Genomic DNA, 18,303 nt, shown 5'->3' with positions numbered 1-18,303 from the left:
CCACACAAACACAATCAAACACCGACCCTCCCCCCCCCACCCCCCCCCGCCGCGGGGGGTGATATCGGAGCCGCCCCCCGCGGCGGCGGCGGCCCCGCCCCGCGGCGGCGGCCCCCCCGGCTCCCCGGCTCGTCAGACACAGCTGGTTACGCCTTCACCGCACATGCGCTAGTCCGAAGGGCAGGTGAAGGCCGCAGGCGGCGGCTGCCGTCCCCACAAGGGGCGGTGGCCGTCGGCCCGAGCGGCCGACTGCAGTGCTCGTCTACCTCATACGGCGACTTTTCAACGTCGCCGCAACGCTGCTGGTGGTCTCCGCGGTCACTTTCGGCATCTTCTTCGCGGTCCCGAAGCTGACCGGCAGCGACCCGGCGCTCATGTATGCCGGACGCGAGACCAACGCGACCGCCCTGGCGGGCATCCGGGTCAAGATGGGCTTCGACAAGCCCATCTCCGAGCAGTACCTGATCTTCATCAAGGGCATCTTCACCGGCCGCGACTACGACGCCGGCACCGAGATCACGCACTGCCCGGCACCGTGCTTCGGATACTCCTTCAAGACCGAGGTCCCGGTCTGGGACACCATGGTCGACCGCATGCCGGTCACCCTCTCGCTCGCCCTCGGGGCGGCCGTGATCTGGGTGATCGCGGGTGTGGCCACCGGGGTGATCTCCGCGCTCAGACGCCGGACCGCCGTCGACCGCACCGTCATGGTCGGCGCGCTCGCCGGCGTCTCCCTGCCGATCTTCTTCACCGGCATGGTGGCCCCCGCGATCTTCGTCTACAGCCTCGGCTGGCTGGACGTCTCCAACTACAAACCGCTCACCGAGGATCCGGTGGCCTGGATCAACTCCCTGATCCTGCCCTGGGTGACCCTGGCCTTCCTCTTCGCCGCCACCTACGCCCGCATCACCCGCGCCACGATGCTGGAAGTGCTCGGCGAGGACTACATCCGCACCGCCCGCGCCAAGGGCCTCAAGGAGGGCGTGGTCATCCGCAAGCACGCCCTGCGCTCCACCCTCACCCCGGTCGTCACGATGTTCGGCCTCGACCTCGGCGGACTCCTCGGCGGCGCGGTGCTCACCGAGACGACCTTCAACTTCCAGGGTCTGGGGACGGCCGCCGTCGCCGCCATCGGCGCGGGCGACCTCCCCGTCATCATGGGGGTCACCCTGCTCGCCGCGCTCTTCGTGGTGGTGGCCAACCTGATCGTGGACCTGCTGTACGCCGTCATCGACCCGCGCGTGAGGCTGACGTGACCGAGAACCACACCACCACCGACGCAGCCGACGCCGACGCGGTATCCGCGACCGCCCCCGCCTTCGTGCCCGAGCAGGGCGGGGCGCCGGGCCGGGCCTTCCTCTCGGTGCGCGACCTCAAGGTGCACTTCCCGACCGACGACGGTCTGGTCAAGTCCGTCGACGGGCTCTCCTTCGACCTGGAGCGCGGCAAGACCCTCGGCATCGTCGGCGAGTCCGGCTCCGGCAAGTCGGTCACCTCGCTCGCCATCATGGGCCTGCACCGCACCGGCCACGTCCGCAACCGTCCGCAGATCTCGGGCGAGGTCATCCTCGACGGCGAGGACCTCGTCAAGGCCGACGCGGACCACGTACGCACCCTGCGCGGGCGCAAGATGGCGATGGTCTTCCAGGACCCGCTGTCCGCGATGCACCCGTACTACTCGGTCGGCAAGCAGATCATCGAGGCCTACCGGACCCACCAGGACGTGGACAAGAAGACCGCGCGCAAGCGGGCGATCGAGATGCTCGACCGCGTCGGCATCCCGGAGCCGCACCAGCGCGTGGACTCGTACCCCCACGAGTTCTCCGGCGGCATGCGCCAGCGCGCGATGATCGCGATGTCGCTGGTCAACAACCCCGAACTGCTCATCGCCGACGAGCCGACCACCGCCCTGGACGTCACCGTCCAGGCGCAGATCCTGGACCTGATCCGCGATCTGCAGCGGGAGTTCGGCTCCGCGGTCATCATGATCACGCACGACCTCGGCGTGGTCGCCGAGATGGCCGACGACATCCTCGTGATGTACGGAGGCCGGTGCGTCGAGCGCGGCAGCGCCGAGAAGATCTTCTACGAGCCCCGGCACCCCTACACCTGGGGACTGCTCGGCTCGATGCCGCGCATCGACCGCGACCAGACCGACCGCCTCATCCCGGTCAAGGGTTCGCCGCCCAGCCTCATCAACATCCCGAGCGGCTGTGCCTTCCACCCGCGCTGCCCCTACGCCGACCTCCCCAAGGGCGGCGTCACCCGTACCCAGCGGCCCGAGCTGGCCCTGGTCGACGGATCCGCGGAGGGCGACGGCCGGCACTGGGCCGCCTGCCACCTCTCCCCGGAGCAGCGGAACCGGATCTGGACCGAAGAGATTGCGCCGAAGCTGTGAGCGATGAGAAGAAGACGGGCGAGACGGGTGCGGCCGCCGGAACGCTGCCCGCACAGGCGGCCGGTTCCCCCGAACCGCTGCTGAGGGTGACCGGCCTGGTCAAGCACTTCCCCATCACCAAGGGGCTGCTGCGCCGCCAGGTCGGGGCCGTGAAGGCCGTGGACGGGATCGACTTCGAGGTCTACCCCGGCGAGACCCTCGGCATCGTCGGCGAGTCCGGCTGTGGCAAGTCCACCATGGGCCGGCTGATCACGAGGCTGCTCGAACCGACCGGCGGCAAGGTCGAGTTCGAGGGCAAGGACATCACGCACCTGAGCGTCAGCGGCATGCGCCCGCTGCGCCGCGACGTGCAGATGATCTTCCAGGACCCGTACGGCTCGCTGAACCCGCGCCACACGGTGGGCACCATCGTCAGCGCGCCGTTCAAGCTCCAGGGGGTCCAGCCCGAGGGCGGCCTCAAGGCGGAGGTGCAGCGCCTCCTGTCCCTGGTGGGCCTCAACCCGGAGCACTACAACCGCTACCCGCACGAGTTCTCCGGCGGCCAGCGCCAGCGCATCGGCATCGCCCGCGCGCTGGCACTGAAGCCGAAGCTGGTCGTCGCGGACGAGCCGGTGTCGGCGCTGGACGTGTCGATCCAGGCCCAGGTGGTCAACCTGCTGGACGACCTCCAGCAGGAGCTCGGCCTCACGTACGTGATCATCGCGCACGACCTGTCGGTCATCCGGCACGTCTCGGACCGCATCGCGGTCATGTACCTCGGCAAGATCGTCGAGCTCGCCGACCGCAAGTCCCTGTACGAGGCGCCGATGCACCCGTACACCACGGCGCTGATGTCGGCCGTCCCGGTGCCGGACCCTCGCCGCCGCGGCGCGAAGAGCGGCCGCATCCTGCTCAAGGGCGACGTGCCGTCCCCGATCTCCCCGCCGGCCGGCTGCCGCTTCCACACGCGCTGCTGGAAGGCGACCCAGATCTGCACGACGCAGGAACCGCCGCTGGTCGCCCTCAAGACCGGCCACCAGGTCGCCTGCCACCACCCGGAGAACGCCCCGGACCAGGCCCCCGGCGACCCGGCCCTGCCGGGCGCGGCGGACGCGGTCGCGACGGTCTCGGACTGATTCCGACCGGGCGGGGCTGGATACATCCAGCCCCGCCGGGCAAGTCCGCCCCCGCCGGGCAAGTCCCCCCGCCGGGCAAATCCAGCCCCACGGGGCACATCCAGCCCCGCCGGCGTTTGAGGCGCGGGGGCCCGGGGGCTGGCCCCCGCAACGGCGCCGCACGGGCCCCACGGCCCACCCGTTCAGGCACGCCGCCAGGCGACCGGCACAATGGGCCCGTGCTCCACGATCTCTTCCCGCCCGGAATCCAGCACACCTTGGACCTCGCGGGCATCTTCGTCTTCGCCACGGCCGGCGCCCTGCTCGCCGTACGCAAGAACTTCGACGTCTTCGGCATCGCCGTCCTCGCGCTCGTCACCGCCCTCGGCGGCGGCCTCTTCCGCGACATCGTCATCGGGGCCACCCCTCCGGCTGCCTTCGGCGACCTCGGCTTCTTCGTGACCCCGCTGGTCGCGGCCGCGATCGTCTTCTTCCTGCACCCCGAGGTCCAGCGCATCAACCGCGCCATCAACGTCTTCGACGCGGCCGGCCTCGGGCTGTTCTGCGTGACGGGCACGACCAAGGCGTACGAGTACGGCCTCGGCCTCACCGCGTCCGCCGCGCTCGGCCTGGCGACGGCCGTCGGCGGGGGCGTGGTGCGCGACGTACTCGTCAACGAGGTGCCCTCGCTGCTGCGCGACCGCGAGATGTACGCCGTGCCGGCCGTCATCGGCGCCTCGATGGTGGCCCTCTTCATCAGCTTCGACGCCCTGAACGCCGTCACCACCGGCCTGGCGATCGTCACCACGTTCGTGCTGCGGCTGCTGGCGATCCGCTACCACTGGCGCGCTCCGCTCGCCTGGAACCGCCGCTCGGCCGTGGCGGAGGAGCCGTAGGCGACCCAGCCGCGCCCGCTGGCCGGCCGTGACAGGGCCGCAACCCAGGAAAGCTACCGCTTAGTAGTCAAGCGTTGTACCGTCGTTCCATGTCACACGCAGCTGCCAAGGCTTCCATCGGCGACAGCGAGTTCGACCGCGACACCGCCGTCACCGCCCGCGCGGGCGACCCCGGGGTGTACGACGCGGACCTCTCCGCCGGGTGGACGATCATCACCGCCGTCAACGGCGGCTACCTCCTGGCCCTCGTCGGCCGCGCCCTGTCGGCGGCCCTGCCGCACCCGGACCCGTTCACGGTCTCCGCGTACTACCTGACCTCCTCCGTGCCCGGCCCCGCCGTGATCCGCACCGAGGTCGCACGCGTCGGCAACTCGCTCTCCACCGGCCAGGCCTCCCTCTTCCAGTACGACGAGAGCGGCGCCGAGGTCGAGCGGCTGCGCGTCGTGGCCTCGTACGGGGACCTCTCCGAGCTCCCGGACGCCGTCCACACCACCGCCCGCCCGCCGGTCATGCCCGCCTACGAGGACTGCCTCGGCCCCGAGGCCGGCCCGGCCCCGATCCCCGGCAGCTCCGCGATCGTCGACCGGCTCCGGCTGCGTCTGGACCCCGCGACGGCCGGCTGGGCCGTCGGGCAGCCCTCGGGCAAGGGCGAGATGCGGTCCTGGTTCGAGCTCGCCGACGGGCGGGACGCGGACCCCCTCTCCCTGCTGCTGGCGGTGGACGCCCTCCCGCCGACCGTCTTCGACCTGGGGCTCGTCGGCTGGGCCCCCACGGTGGAACTCACCGCCCACGTCCGCGCCCGCCCCGCCCCCGGCCCGGTCCGCGTGTCCATCACCACCCGCAACCTGGCGGGCGGTTTCCTGGAGGAGGACGCGGAGGTCTGGGACTCGGCGGACCGCCTGGTGGCCCAGTCCCGCCAGCTGGCCCGCGTCCCGAGGGTCGCTCCGCAGTCCTGACGCGGGGCGGCTCCGCCGGGTGTCCCCGGGGGATCCCCCGGGAGCACACGGGGATCCCCCGTACCCCGTAGGCCCCCGAAGGGGGAATCCGCGGCACGGGGCCTCGTAGAATCGGGGGATCATGGCCTACCTCGACCACGCCGCCACCACTCCGATGCTCCCGGAGGCCGCTGCGGCGATGACCGCGCAGTTCGGCGTCACCGGCAACGCGTCCTCCCTGCACGCCGCCGGCCGCCGCGCCCGCCGCACCGTCGAGGAGGCCCGCGAGGCCCTCGCCGAGGCGCTCGGGGCCCGTCCGAGCGAGGTGGTGTTCACCGCGGGCGGCACGGAGGCCGACAACCTCGCCGTCAAGGGGCTCTACTGGGCCCGCCGCGACGCCGACCCCGCCAGGACCCGGATCCTCGCCAGCCCCGTGGAGCACCACGCCGTCCTCGACGCCGTGCACTGGCTCGCCGAGCACGAAGGGGCCCGGGTCGAGTACCTCCCCGTCGACCGCTACGGCCGCGTCCATCCCGAGGCCTTCCGCGAGGCGGTCGAACGCGACCCCGACGACGTGGCCCTCGCCACCGTCATGTGGGCCAACAACGAGATCGGCACCGTCATGCCGGTCGCGGAACTCGCCGCCATCGCCCGCGAATCCGGCATCCCGCTGCACTCCGACGCCGTCCAGGCCTTCGGCCAGCTCGACGTCCGCTTCGGTGACTCCGGGCTCGCCGCCATGACCGTCAGCGGCCACAAGGTCGGCGGACCCTACGGGATCGGCGCGCTGCTCCTCGGCCGAGACCAGAGCCCCGTACCCGTCCTGCACGGCGGCGGCCAGGAGCGGCACGTCCGCAGCGGCACCCTCGACGTCCCGGCCGTCGCCGCCTTCGCGGTGGCCGCCGTGCTCGCCGCCGAGCGGCGCGAACGGTTCGCCGCCGAGATCGGCGGGCTGCGCGACGAGCTCGTCGCCGCGGTGCTCCGGGAGGTCCCCGACGCGGTCCTCGGCGGAGACCCGGCCGACCGGCTCCCCGCCAACGCCCACTTCAGCTTCCCCGGCTGCGAGGGCGACTCCCTGCTCCTCCTCCTCGACGCCCAGGGCATCGAGTGCTCCACCGGCTCCGCCTGCACCGCGGGCGTGGCGCAGCCCAGCCACGTCCTGCTGGCCACCGGAACGGACCCGCAGCTGGCCCGCGGCACCCTGCGCTTCTCCCTCGGCCACACCTCCACCAAGGCCGACGTCGACGCGGTGGCCGCCGCCATCGGCCCGGCGGTGGCCCGCGCCCGCACGGCGGGCCTGAGCTAGGCCTTAGGCGACCTGGGCGGACTAGCGGACTAAGCGGCCTAGGCGCCAGGGGCCAGGGCGTCGCCGACGAGACGGATGTAGCGGTTCCAGTCCCAGTGGGGCCCGGGATCCGTGTGGTCGGTGCCCGGGACCTCGGAGTGGCCCAGGATGTGTTTGCGGTCGGCGGGTATGCCGTACCTCCGGCAGACGTCGGCGGCGAGCCGCGCCGAAGCCCCGTACATCGCGTCCGTGAAATCCTGCGGCCGGTCCACGAAGCCGACGTGCTCGATGCCGATGCTGCGCTCGTTCATGGAGCGGTTGCCCGAGTGGAAGGCCACGTCGAGCTCGCGCACCATCTGCTCTATGTGGCCGTCCTGGCCGACTATGTAGTGCGCCGAGGCCTTGTGGAACGGATTCTTGAAGGCGTCCACCGAGGTCTCGAAACTGCCCTGTGTGACATGGACGACGATCCGGTCCACGCGGTAGTCGGCGGGCCGGTCCGCGAGCCGCCAGTTCGCCGGCGAGGCCGCCGTCCACGAAGCCCCCGCGTGGTCCAGGGCGCCCTCCTGGCGCGGCTTGGACACCCCCGGCACCAGCCACCGGGCCCGCCCGATCTCCTCGCGCCCGGCGACCGCCGCCACCGCGAGGACCCCGAGCCCGCCGAACAGCACCGCCCTGCGCGTCCGCCCCGGCCGCTTGGCCCCCGTACCGCCGCCGCTACTGCTGCCCGTACCGGCCTTGCCGCCCTTGTCGCCCTTGCTCCCCATGGTGATCGCACCCCCTGCCCACGAGAACGCGCTGTGACCCGGCTCGGTTCCCCCGTACCCTGGACGGTGCTATGACTGAGAACCTGCCGAGCAGCCCCCGCCCCCTTCGCGTCCTGGCCGCCATGTCCGGCGGCGTGGACTCCGCCGTCGCCGCCGCCCGCGCGGTCGAAGCCGGGCACGACGTGACCGGTGTCCACCTCGCGCTCTCCGCGAACCCGCAGTCCTTCCGGACCGGCGCCCGCGGCTGCTGCACGATCGAGGACTCCCGCGACGCCCGCCGCGCCGCCGACGTCATCGGCATCCCCTTCTACGTCTGGGACCTCGCCGAGCGCTTCCGCGAGGACGTGGTCGAGGACTTCATCTCCGAGTACGAGGCCGGCCGCACCCCGAACCCGTGCCTGCGCTGCAACGAGAAGATCAAGTTCGCGGCGCTGCTCGACAAGGCCCTCGCCCTCGGCTTCGACGCCGTCTGCACCGGCCACTACGCCACCGTCGTCCTCAACGGGGACGGTACGCGCGAGCTGCACCGCGCCTCCGACATGGCCAAGGACCAGTCGTACGTCCTCGGCGTCCTCGACGAGAAGCAGCTCGCCCACGCCCTCTTCCCGCTCGGCGACACCCTCACCACCAAGGAAGAGATCCGCGCCGAGGCCGAGGAGCGGGGCCTCGCCGTCGCGAAGAAGCCCGACAGCCACGACATCTGTTTCATCGCCGACGGGGACACCCAGGGCTTCCTCGCCGGCCGCCTCGGCAAGGCCGAGGGTGACATCGTGGACGAGGCCACCGGCGAGAAGGTCGGCACCCACGAGGGCGCCTTCGGCTTCACCATCGGCCAGCGCAAGGGCCTGCGGATCGGCCACCCGGCCCCCGACGGCAAGCCGCGCTACGTCCTCGACATCTCCCCGGTGAACAACACCGTCACCGTGGGCCCCGTAGAGGCCCTCGACGTCACCGCCCTCACCGCGATCCGCCCCCGCTGGTGCGGCTCCACGGCCGCCGCCCCGGGCACGTACACCGCGCAGCTGCGCGCCCACGGCGGCGAGACCGAGGTCTTCGCCGAGCTGGTGGACGGCGAACTGCGGGTCTCCTTCTCGGAGCCGGTGCGCGGAGTGGCCCCCGGCCAGGCGATCGTGCTCTACGACGGCACCCGCGTGGTCGGCTCCGCGACCATCGCGACGACCACCCGGGCGACGGCGGCCGCCGCGGTCTGAGGAGGCGGTCAGGCCACCGTCAGGACGATCTTGCCGGTGGTCCGGCCCAGTTCGCCGATCTCGTGGGCCTTCGCGGCCTGCTCCAGCGGCAGCACCGTGTCGACGGCGGGGCGCAGGCTGCCCTCGTCGACCAGGGCCGCGATGGCCTTCAGCCCCGCGAAGTCCGGCTCCACCATCGTCCAGCCCGTGCGGAAGCCCTCCGCGTCGGCGGGGACCTGGTCGGGGCCGTTCAGCGTGATCAGGTGACCGCCGGGGCGCAGCACCTTCAAGGAGCGCGCTCCGTAGTCCCCGCCGACGGCGTCGATCACGACGTCCACGTCCGACACGGCGTCCTCGAAGTCCGTGGTCCGGTAGTCGATCAGTTCGTCGGCGCCGAGCGAGCGCAGGAACTCGTGCTTGGACGCGCTCGCGGTGCCGATCACGTACGCGCCCAGCGCCTTGGCGATCTGGACGGCGAAGTGCCCGACGCCGCCCGCCGCCGCGTGGACCAGCACCCGCTGCCCGGGCCGCAGCTCCGCCGTGTCCGTCAGCGACTGCCAGGCGGTCAGCGCGGCCAGGGGCAGCGCCGCGGCCTCGACGTGCGTCAGGGCGGCGGGCTTGCGGGCGAAGTGCCGCGCCGGGGCCGCCACGTACTCGGCGTAGCCGCCCGCCGGAACCGGGAAGCGCGGCATGCCGAAGACCTCGTCGCCCGGCTGGTAGAGGGTCACGCCGGGGCCGACGGCCGCGACCGTGCCGGAGACGTCCCAGCCGACCATCGGGACCGGCCCCCAGGGGATGAGCGCGCCGGAGGCCCGGGTCTTCCAGTCGACGGGGTTCACACCGGCCGCGTGGACCCGTACGAGGATCTCGTTGAAGCCCGGCTCCGGACGCTCGATCTCGGTCTCGGTGAGGACCTCGGGACCGCCCCACTGGCTGACGACGATGGCGCGCATGGTGTTTCTCCTTGAAGTGTCCGGTGCTGCTGTGGCACCAGCTTCGGCGCCGGAGCGCGACCGTGGTGTTGGCCGGATGGCCACCATGTGACAGGATCTGGCCATGCACCGCGTCGCCGTACTCGCCCTCGAAGGCGTTCCTCCGTTCGAGCTCGGAATGCCGTCCCGGGTCTTCGGCAATGCCTACGACGACGCCGGGAACGGGCTCTACGAGGTCACCGTCTGCACCGCCGACGGACAGCCCGTGACCAGCGACGCGGGCTTCACCATCGGTGTCTCCGCCGGCCCCGAGGCGCTCGCCGCGGCCGACACGGTGATCATTCCGCCCACCCATGCGATGGACGAGCTCACCCGCGGCGAGCCGCTGCCGCAGCCGCTGGCCGATGCCCTCGCCCTGATCCGCCCGGGCACCCGGATCGTTTCGATCTGCACCGGTTCGTACGTCCTGGCCGCCGCCGGACTGCTCGACGGACGGCCCGCCACCACGCACTGGTTCAAGGCGGCGGAGTTCCAGCGGGCCTTCCCGCGCGTGAAGCTCGACCCGGACGTGCTCTTCGTCGACGACGGCGACATCCTCACCTCGGCCGGGGTGGCCGCCGGCATCGACCTCCTGCTCCACCTGGTGCGCGCCGACCACGGAAGCTCCGTCGCGAACCTCACCGCGCGGCTGTGCGTGGTTCCGCCGTGGCGCGACGGCGGCCAGGCCCAGTACATCCTGCGGCCCGTCCCCGAACCCACCGTCGCCACGACCACCGCCACCCGCGCCTGGGCCCTGGAACGCCTCGCCGAGCCGGTCACCCTGTCCGAGCTGGCGGCCCATGCCCGCATGAGCCTGCGCACCTTCACCCGCCGCTTCCGCGACGAGGTAGGCATGACCCCGGTGCAGTGGCTCACCGCCCAACGGCTGGAGATCGCCCGCCACTTGCTGGAGTCCAGCGACCTCCCGGTCGACCTGGTCGCCCACCGGTCCGGCTTCGGCTCCGCGAACTCCCTGCGCCAGCACATGCGTTCCGCCCTCGGCATCTCCCCGATCGGCTACCGCCGCACCTTCCACATGACCTCGGAGGTAATCGACCGGGCGGCGGCCCGCTGACAGGATCGTCCCAACGGCCCGGAACACCGGGCTCCTTGACAGGGGAGACGAACATGACCGCGTACGCCATCGGACACCTGCGCCCCGAGACCATGAACGAAGACATCCTCCACTACATGGGCGTGGTCCAGTCGACGATGGACCCCTTCGAGGGCCGCTTCCTCGTGCACGGCAAGCAGGTCGAGGTCATGGAGGGCCCCTTCCCCGGCACGGTCGTCGTGATCGCCTTCCCGGACATCGAGAGCGCCCGCGCCTGGTACGCCTCCGACGCCTACCAGGCGATCCTCCCGGAGCGCACCCGCCACATAGCGGGCGAGGTCATCCTGGTCGAGGGCGTCGCCCCCGACTACGACGCGTCCGCGACGGCCGCCCGCCTCCGGGCGGAGGCCGGCCTCTGACGCCGGCCCCTGACGCCGGACCACGGGGTTCCGGCGGGCCCCCGGTCAGGGCCCGCCGGAACGAGCCCCCCGGTCCGAGCCCGCCGGGCCTCCGGCGCCGGCCGGGGTGCGAGCATGGGCGGTATGGCTACTCACCTGATCACCGGTGCCGGGTCCGGCATCGGCGCCGCCGTCGCGGACCGCCTGCACGCCCGTGGCGACGACCTCGTCCTGCTCGCACGCGACGCCGCCCGCGCGAAGCAGCTCACCGGGCGGTACCCCGGCTCCACCGCCCTCGTCGGGGACCTCGCCGACCCCGACCGGCTCTCCTGGGCGTTCTCCAAGCAGGCCATCCCCGAGCGCATCGACTCGCTCCTGCACATCGCCGGGATCGTGGACCTCGGGCCGGTGGGGGAGCTGCGCCCCAAGACCTGGCACCAGCAGCTCAACGTCAACCTCATCGCCCCCGCCGAGGTGACCCGCCTGCTGCTCCCCACCCTGCGCGCCTCCCACGCGACCGTGGTCTTCGTGAACTCCGGCGCCGGCCTCAACGCCCACGCCGAATGGAGCGCCTACGCCGCCTCCAAGCACGGGCTGAAGGCCCTCGCCGACTCCCTCCGCGAGGAGGAGAAGCCGAACGGGATCCGCGTCACGTCCGTCTACCCGGGCCGCACCGCCACCCCGATGCAGGCGAAGGTCCGCTCCCAGGAGGGCGAGTCCTACGACGCCGCCGACTGGATCGACGCCGAGTCCGTCGCGACGACCATCGTGATGGCCGTCGACCTGCCCCGTGACGCCGTGGTGAGCGACCTCAGCGTCAGGCCCGGACGATGAGCACGGGCCCCACCGGCGGAGCCACCGGCATCGGCTCGCTTCCCGGCGGCGACGCCCGCGAAGCCGCCAAGACGGTCACCGGTTCCTTCGAGGAGTTCCCGTACCTCGCCGAGCTGCCCGCCCGGGGGCCCGGCGCGGACATGATCGGCCGTTCCCTCGGGCTGCTCGTCGACATGTACGCGCACGTGGAGCCCAGCGGCTGGCGGCTCAGCGACCGGCCCGGCCGCGACAGCAAGCGGGCCCGCTCCTGGCTCGGCGAAGACCTCGACGCCCTGGAGGAGTTCACCCAGGGCTACCGGGGCCGGCTCAAGGTCCAGGCCGTCGGGCCGTGGACGCTCGCCGGCTCCCTGGAGCTGCACGGCGGCGAGGCCGTGCTCCAGGACCCGGGCGCCTGCCGGGACCTGGCCGGATCCCTCGCCGAAGGCGTGCGCGAGCACCTGGCCGATGTGCAGAAGCGCATCCCCGGTGCCGAGATCGTGCTCCAGTACGACGAGCCCTCGCTCACCGCCGTGCTCCTCGGCCGGGTCCGGTCGGCCAGCGGCTACCGCACCTACCGCGCCGTCGACCGGCAGGTGGTCGAAGGGACGCTGCGCGAGCTGTTCGCCGTCCACGACGGGGAGGTCATCGTGCACTCCTGCGCACCCGAGGTTCCCTTCGCACTGCTGAGGCGCGCCGGCGTCTCGGGCGTGTCGTTCGATTTCTCCCTGCTCACCGAGCGCGAGGATGACGCCATCGGGGAAGCCGTCGAAGGAGGTACGAAACTCTTCGCCGGAGTGGTGCCCGGGACCGACGGCCCGTTGTCAGACCCGGGCGGTAGCGTCATGGGTGTCAGGAAGCTCTGGCGCAGGCTGGGGCTGTCCCCGGGGACTCTGGCGGAGTCCGTCGTGGTCACCCCTTCGTGCGGTCTGGCGGGCGCTTCGCCCGCCTACGCGCGGGCGGTTCAGGCGCACTGCGTCAGGGCGGCGAGGTCGCTCGCCGACAACCCTGAGTGATGGATTGAGACGGGCCACGGGAGGACACGGCATGGCAGCCGAACAGAAGCAGGGCAGCGAGACGGCCGTACCGGCGGCGGCGCGCGAGCAGCACGCGCTGCTCGCCGAGCAGGTCGAGGAGCACCGCTTCCGGTACTACGTGAACGACCAGCCGGTCGTCAGCGACGCCGAGTTCGACAAGCTGCTGCGCTCCCTGGAGGCGCTGGAGGAGGAGCACCCGGAGCTCCGTACGCCCGATTCGCCCACCCAGAAGGTGGCCGGGGCGTACCAGACGGACTTCGCCTCCGTCGAGCACCGGGAGCGGATGCTCTCCCTCGACAACGCCTTCGACGACGAGGAACTGGCGGCCTGGGCCGAGCGCGTGGCCCGGGACGCCAACACCTCCGACTACCACTACCTGTGCGAGCTGAAGGTGGACGGCCTCGCCGTCAACCTCACCTATGAGAACGGCCGCCTGACCCGCGCCGCCACCCGCGGCGACGGCCGCACCGGCGAGGACATCACGCCCAACGTCCGCACCATCGCCGAGATCCCGGACCGCCTCAAGGGCGACCGGATCCCGGCCCTGGTCGAGATCCGCGGCGAGGTCTTCTTCCCGATGGAGAAGTTCGAGGAGCTCAACGCCCGCCTGGTAGAGGCCGGGGACAAGCCCTTCGCCAACCCGCGCAACGCGGCGGCCGGTTCGCTGCGCCAGAAGGACCCGAAGGTCACCGCCACCCGCCCGCTGCACATGGTGGTCCACGGCCTCGGCGCCCGCGAGGGCTTCGAGATCGACAAGCTCTCCCACGCCTACGAGCTGCTGCACGAATGGGGCCTGCCCACCGCCCGGCACAACAAGGCGGTGTCCACGCTCGCCGAGGTCCGGGAGTTCATCGCGTACTTCGGCGAGAACCGCCACTCCGTCGAGCACGAGATCGACGGGGTCGTCGTCAAGCTGGACGAGATCCCGCTCCAGGGCCGCCTCGGCTCCACGGCCCGCGCACCCCGCTGGGCCATCGCCTGGAAGTACGCCCCCGAAGAGGTCAACACCAAGCTGATCGACATCAAGGTCGGCGTGGGCCGCACCGGGCGCGTGACCCCGTACGCCCAGGTGGAGCCGGTGACGGTGGCGGGCTCGGAGGTGGAGTTCGCGACCCTGCACAACCAGGAGGTCGTCAAGGCCAAGGGCGTGCTCATCGGGGACACCGTCGTGCTGCGCAAGGCGGGCGACGTCATCCCCGAGATCCTCGGCCCGGTCGCGGACCTACGGGACGGCAGCGAGCGGGAGTTCGTCATGCCGGCCGAGTGCCCCGAGTGCGGGACGCCGCTGCGGCCGATGAAGGAGGGCGACATCGACCTGCGCTGCCCCAACGGGCAGACCTGCCCCGCACAGTTGCGCGAGCGGCTCTTCTACCTCGGCGGCCGCCAGTGCCTGGACATCGAGAACTTCGGCTCGGTGGCCGCGGCCGCGCTCACCCGCCCGCTGGAGCCGGCCGATCCGCCGCTGCGCGACGAGGGCGACCTCTTCGGCCTGACCATCGAACAGCTGCTCCCCATCAAGGCGTACGTCCTCGACCCGGACAGCGGGCTGCCCAAGCGGGACCCGAAGACGGGCGAGGAGAAGATCGTCATGGTCTTCGCCAACCAGAAGGGCGAGCCGAAGAAGAACGCCCTGTCGATGCTGGAGAACATCGCGGCCGCCAAGGACCGCCCGCTCGCCCGCATCATCAACGGCCTGTCGATCCGTCACGTGGGACCGGTCGCCGCGGAGGCGCTCGCCCGCGAGTTCCGGTCGATCGAGCGCATCGAACAGGCCACCGAGGAAGAACTGGCCGCCACCGACGGGGTCGGCGCGATCATCGCGGCCTCCCTCAAGGAATGGTTCTCGGTCGACTGGCACCAGGAAATCCTGCGCAAGTGGCGGGAAGCCGGTGTCCGGATGGAGGAGGAAGGTTCCGGCGAGGAAGAGGGCCCGCGTCCGCTGGAGGGGCTGACCGTGGTCGTCACCGGAACTTTGCAGAGCCACACCCGGGACGGCGCGAAGGAGGCCCTGCAGAGCCGCGGCGCCAAGGTGACCGGGTCGGTTTCGAAGAAGACCTCCTTCGTCGTGGTCGGTGACAATCCGGGCTCGAAGTACGACAAGGCAATGCAGTTGAAGCTTTCGGTCCTGGACGACGCCGGTTTCGCCGTCCTCCTCGAAGAGGGCCCCGACGCGGCCCGCGCGGCCGCGCTTCCGGTGGACGGCGCCGCCGAAGCGGAGTAGCGAAGGCGAACGGATGCGTGGCGTGCGGCCGTGGGAGCGGGCGCACGCCAGGCGCGGCGGCCGGTGGCATCCGCGGGTCAACGGCTGGTACACGACTGCCGCAAGGCCGGTAGAAGGCCGGTAGAGGGCAGGTACAAGGCCGGTACAAGGCTGGTCGAGGGGCGGCGGGCTGTCGGATCATCGGACGGGTGACTGGGGGGTCCTGGTCCAAACTCACCCGTTCGGCGGATACCGTACTGATGAGGATGGCTGGGTCGTATTCGGGCAACCGCCGCCGACCGCTGCCCCTGGGTGCCTCTCGCGTCCTACTGTTGAGGGGTGCGCCCGTCGTGCACGGCTGCTTGATGCGCTTCCAGCCGTGATGGCATGACATCGGGGCCATTGCGTGGCATCGGCATTGCCGGCTGTGAGAGGGACGGGCATGAAACCCACCGAAAGCGCCGACCCGTCACCAGATTTCGGCGGGGAACTCCCGCCGGTGCGGGCGGGCCGGCTCGGTGTCCTGGGGTCCAGGACACCGGATTCCCGGCCGCTCGGCACCCGACCGGGCGCGGGCGGAGCGGGACAGCGGCACGCCGCGCTGCCCTTCGGCATGGTGGGTCTCGCCGCCGTGGTGCTCGTCGTCGGCATCGTCACCGCGCTGACCAACCGTCACGCCCTGTTCCCCGGGGGCGCGGTCGGCTGGGCGCTCGCCCTGCTCACCGGCATCATCGTCGGCCACCTCGTCGCCCTCGGCCGCGACCGCTGGTGGGGCGGCACCGGATCGGGCGCCGCCCTCACCCTCGGCGTCCTCATCCTCTACGGATGGGTCCCCGCCGGCCTCGTCTCGCTCGCCGTGGTCACCCTCGTCGGCGCCGCCCGCCGCCACCGCTGGCGCCAGGGCCTGCTGCACGGCTCCACCGACATCCTCGGGATCGGCGCGGGCGCCCTCGTACTCGCCGCCTTCGGTCGGACACCCTCCGTCGAACACCCGTGGCTGCCCACCAGCTGGGGGATCGAGGCGGTCCCCGAAGTCATCCTGGTCGCCCTCGCGTACCTGCTCGTCACCCGCATCCTGCTGTGGCTCGCCCTCGCCCCGAGCGGCGGGGGACTGCCCACCGTCGCCCGCACCGCACTGGTGCGCCAGGCGCTGGTGGCCGTCGCCCTCCTCGGCATCGCCCCGCTGATCTGCGTGGTCGCCGAAGCGCAGCCGGTCCTGCTGCCGCTGTTCGCCGTACCGCTGATCGCCCTCGACTCCACCCTGTGGATCGCCCGCGCCCGCGCCGAGGAGCAGCTCCGCGACCCGTTGACCGGGCTGCCGAACCGGCAGTGGCTGCTGGAGCGCGCCTGGAGCGCCCTCGACCAGGCCGAACGCCTGGGCACCCGCTCGGCCCTCGTCCTGATCGACCTGGACCGCTTCCGCGCGGTCAACGACACCCTCGGCCACCTCGCCGGCGACCGGCTGCTCCTGCAGATCGCGGACCGGCTGCGCCAGGCCCTGCCCCCGGACGCCGAGGCCGCCCGCCTCGGCGGCGACGAGTTCGCCGTCCTGCTCCCCATCGCCGACTCCACCACCAGCGCCCAGCGGGTCGCCCGCAACCTGGTCGCGGAGCTCAGCTCCCCGCTCGACCTGGACGGCCTGACCCTGGTCCTGGAGGCCAGCGCCGGCCTCGCCGTCTTCCCCGACCACGCCCTCGACGCCGAAGGGCTGCTGCGCCGCGCCGACGTCGCCATGTACCAGGCGAAGCGGGACCGTACGGGCGTCGAGGTCTACGAGTCCAAGCGCGACAGCAACACCCCCGACCGGCTCGGCCTGCTGGGCGACCTGCGGCGCGCGCTCGACGCGGGCGAGGTGGAGCTCCACTACCAGCCGAAGGTCCGCTTCGACGGACAGGTGGCCGGACTGGAGGCGCTGGTCCGCTGGGTCCACCCGGAGCGCGGGCGGGTCTCCCCGGACGAGTTCATCGCCATCGCGGAAACCTCCGGCCTGATGCCGCACCTGACGGAGTACGTACTGGAGACCGCGCTCGCGCAGGTCGCCCGGTGGCGCGCCCAGGGCCTCAAGGTCCCGGTCGCCGTCAACGTCTCGCCGCGCGACGTCCACACCCCCGGCTTCGCGGGCGCGGTGGCGGCGCGGCTGGCCCGGCACGGGGTCCCGGCCAGCGGTCTCCAGCTGGAGATAACGGAACACGTGCTGCTGGAGGACCCGCAGCGGGCCGCCGACACGATGGCGGGGCTGACGGGCCACGGCGTGAAGATGTCCCTGGACGACTTCGGCACGGGCTACTCCTCCCTCGTCCACCTGCGGCGGCTGCCGGTCAGCGAGCTGAAGATCGACCGCTCGTTCGTGGCCCGGCTGGCGGTGGACGCGCAGGACGCGGAGATCGTCCGCTGCACGGTGGACCTCGCCCACTCGCTGGGCCTGCTGGTCGTCGCCGAGGGCGTCGAGGACGACGAGACGTGGGAGCGCCTGCGCGACCTCGGCTGCGACGCCGTCCAGGGCTGGCTGGTCGCCGCCGCGATGCCTCCGCAGGAGGCCACGGCCTGGCTGCTGGCCCGCGGCGAGCGCGGCTGGCGCCGCCCGGCGGACATCACGGCGGAGCTGGCGGCGGAGGCCGCGGCGGCCGCGCGGACGCAGTGAGGTACGTCGAAGCACCGGCGGTGCACCGGCCCGCGGCGGGCGACCCGCCGTCGGTGTTCCTGGCGGGCGGGATTACCCACTGCCCGGCGTGGCAGCCGGAGGCGGCCGCCGCGCTGGCGCGGTTCGTGGTCCTCAACCCCCGCCGGGCGGACTTCGACCTGTCCGACCCTTCGCAGACGGACGTCCAGATCGCGTGGGAGTACCGGCACCTGCTGCTGGCCGACGTGACGCTGTTCTGGTTCCCGGCGTGTGACGCCGCGCTGACGGTTCAGCCGATCACGCTGTACGAGCTCGGGGCGGCCGCGGCCGTACCGGCCCGGCGTGTCGTCGTCGGCGCCGCCCCGGGCTACCCGCGGCGCGCGGACGTCGTGGCGCAGCTCGCCCTGGCCCGCCCGGACCTCCCGGTCCACCGGACCCTGCCCGAGACGGTGGGCTCCGCCCACGCCCTCCTGACCAGCCTGGTCTGACGGCTGCTGCCCTGCGGTGCGTGTCCCCGACCCGCCCTTCCACCGTTCCCCGGGCTCTGCCCGGACCCGGTCCTCAAACGCCGGACGGGCTGAAACATCCAGCCTCGCCGGCGTTTGAGGCGCGGGGTATGGGGCGGAGCCCCAGGGAACGGTGGAAGGG

The 18,303-nt window shown here is 72.4% G+C and carries 16 protein-coding genes; 14 read left to right on the top strand and 2 right to left on the bottom strand.

Annotated elements, in window-relative coordinates; all coding sequences use genetic code 11:
• Positions 1-254: 254 nt before the first annotated feature.
• The 6 genes from ACFXDJ_RS15875 (at position 255) to ACFXDJ_RS15850 (ending at position 6,629) form a co-directional block, all read left to right on the top strand.
• Positions 255-1,256 carry an ABC transporter permease gene (locus ACFXDJ_RS15875; protein ID WP_384663840.1) on the top strand — a complete coding sequence of 334 codons (1,002 nt, stop codon included), beginning with the start codon at positions 255-257 and terminating at the stop codon, positions 1,254-1,256.
• Positions 1,257-1,321: 65 nt separating this feature from the next.
• Positions 1,322-2,398 (top strand): ABC transporter ATP-binding protein, encoded by a 1,077-nt coding sequence (locus ACFXDJ_RS15870; RefSeq protein ID WP_384663844.1) that lies wholly within the window; start codon positions 1,322-1,324, stop codon positions 2,396-2,398.
• A 44-nt stretch (positions 2,399-2,442) separates the two neighbouring features.
• Positions 2,443-3,513 carry an ABC transporter ATP-binding protein gene (locus ACFXDJ_RS15865; RefSeq protein WP_384663842.1) on the top strand — a complete coding sequence of 357 codons (1,071 nt, stop codon included), beginning with the start codon at positions 2,443-2,445 and terminating at the stop codon, positions 3,511-3,513.
• Positions 3,514-3,731: 218 nt separating this feature from the next.
• Positions 3,732-4,388, top strand: a complete 657-nt coding sequence (locus ACFXDJ_RS15860) for a trimeric intracellular cation channel family protein (protein WP_384662686.1) — start codon at positions 3,732-3,734, stop codon at positions 4,386-4,388.
• Between the two features lie 89 nt (positions 4,389-4,477).
• Positions 4,478-5,344 (top strand): thioesterase family protein, encoded by an 867-nt coding sequence (locus ACFXDJ_RS15855; RefSeq protein ID WP_384662683.1) that lies wholly within the window; start codon positions 4,478-4,480, stop codon positions 5,342-5,344.
• Positions 5,345-5,465: 121 nt separating this feature from the next.
• The gene (locus ACFXDJ_RS15850; RefSeq protein WP_384849232.1) at positions 5,466-6,629 is read left to right on the top strand and encodes a cysteine desulfurase family protein; all 1,164 of its coding nucleotides are present in this window, start codon (positions 5,466-5,468) and stop codon (positions 6,627-6,629) included.
• 38 nt (positions 6,630-6,667) lie between these two features.
• Here the strand turns inward: ACFXDJ_RS15850 and ACFXDJ_RS15845 are convergent, their stop codons facing one another.
• On the bottom strand, positions 6,668-7,375 hold the full coding sequence (locus tag ACFXDJ_RS15845) for an N-acetylmuramoyl-L-alanine amidase (protein ID WP_384662677.1): 708 nt from the start codon (positions 7,373-7,375) through the stop codon (positions 6,668-6,670).
• Between the two features lie 71 nt (positions 7,376-7,446).
• Here ACFXDJ_RS15845 and mnmA point away from each other — a divergent pair, with 71 nt between their 5' ends.
• On the top strand, positions 7,447-8,586 hold the full coding sequence (mnmA, locus tag ACFXDJ_RS15840; protein WP_384662675.1) for a tRNA 2-thiouridine(34) synthase MnmA: 1,140 nt from the start codon (positions 7,447-7,449) through the stop codon (positions 8,584-8,586).
• Positions 8,587-8,594: 8 nt separating this feature from the next.
• On the opposite strand, the gene ACFXDJ_RS15835 is transcribed toward mnmA, so the two are convergent.
• Positions 8,595-9,518 (bottom strand): NADP-dependent oxidoreductase, encoded by a 924-nt coding sequence (locus ACFXDJ_RS15835; RefSeq protein ID WP_384662673.1) that lies wholly within the window; start codon positions 9,516-9,518, stop codon positions 8,595-8,597.
• A 103-nt stretch (positions 9,519-9,621) separates the two neighbouring features.
• Here ACFXDJ_RS15835 and ACFXDJ_RS15830 point away from each other — a divergent pair, with 103 nt between their 5' ends.
• From ACFXDJ_RS15830 to ACFXDJ_RS15800, 7 genes are all read left to right on the top strand, one after another.
• Complete coding sequence (locus ACFXDJ_RS15830; RefSeq protein WP_384662670.1) at positions 9,622-10,611, top strand: GlxA family transcriptional regulator; 990 nt, start codon at positions 9,622-9,624, stop codon at positions 10,609-10,611.
• 53 nt (positions 10,612-10,664) lie between these two features.
• Entirely contained in the window at positions 10,665-11,009 is a 345-nt protein-coding gene (locus tag ACFXDJ_RS15825) for a DUF1330 domain-containing protein (protein ID WP_384662667.1), read from the top strand.
• Positions 11,010-11,132: 123 nt separating this feature from the next.
• Complete coding sequence (locus tag ACFXDJ_RS15820) at positions 11,133-11,822, top strand: SDR family oxidoreductase (RefSeq protein ID WP_384662818.1); 690 nt, start codon at positions 11,133-11,135, stop codon at positions 11,820-11,822.
• Entirely contained in the window at positions 11,819-12,814 is a 996-nt protein-coding gene (locus ACFXDJ_RS15815) for a methionine synthase (RefSeq protein ID WP_384662821.1), read from the top strand. Before ACFXDJ_RS15820 ends, ACFXDJ_RS15815 begins: the two co-directional genes overlap by 4 nt.
• Before the next feature lie 31 nt (positions 12,815-12,845).
• Positions 12,846-15,056: an NAD-dependent DNA ligase LigA gene (ligA, locus tag ACFXDJ_RS15810; protein WP_384662824.1), complete on the top strand. Its 2,211-nt coding sequence runs from the start codon at positions 12,846-12,848 to the stop codon at positions 15,054-15,056.
• Between the two features lie 592 nt (positions 15,057-15,648).
• Complete coding sequence (locus ACFXDJ_RS15805) at positions 15,649-17,676, top strand: putative bifunctional diguanylate cyclase/phosphodiesterase (protein WP_384662830.1); 2,028 nt, start codon at positions 15,649-15,651, stop codon at positions 17,674-17,676.
• Complete coding sequence (locus tag ACFXDJ_RS15800; protein ID WP_384662827.1) at positions 17,673-18,143, top strand: nucleoside 2-deoxyribosyltransferase domain-containing protein; 471 nt, start codon at positions 17,673-17,675, stop codon at positions 18,141-18,143. The genes ACFXDJ_RS15805 and ACFXDJ_RS15800 overlap by 4 nt, the downstream gene beginning before the upstream one ends.
• Positions 18,144-18,303: the final 160 nt, after the last annotated feature.

This window comes from Streptomyces sp. NPDC059443, assembly GCF_042750105.1.
In the GTDB taxonomy this organism is placed as follows: Bacteria; Actinomycetota; Actinomycetes; order Streptomycetales; family Streptomycetaceae; genus Streptomyces.
The sequence above is the reverse complement of the archived record's forward strand: the minus strand, read 5'-3'. Positions and strand labels throughout refer to the sequence as shown.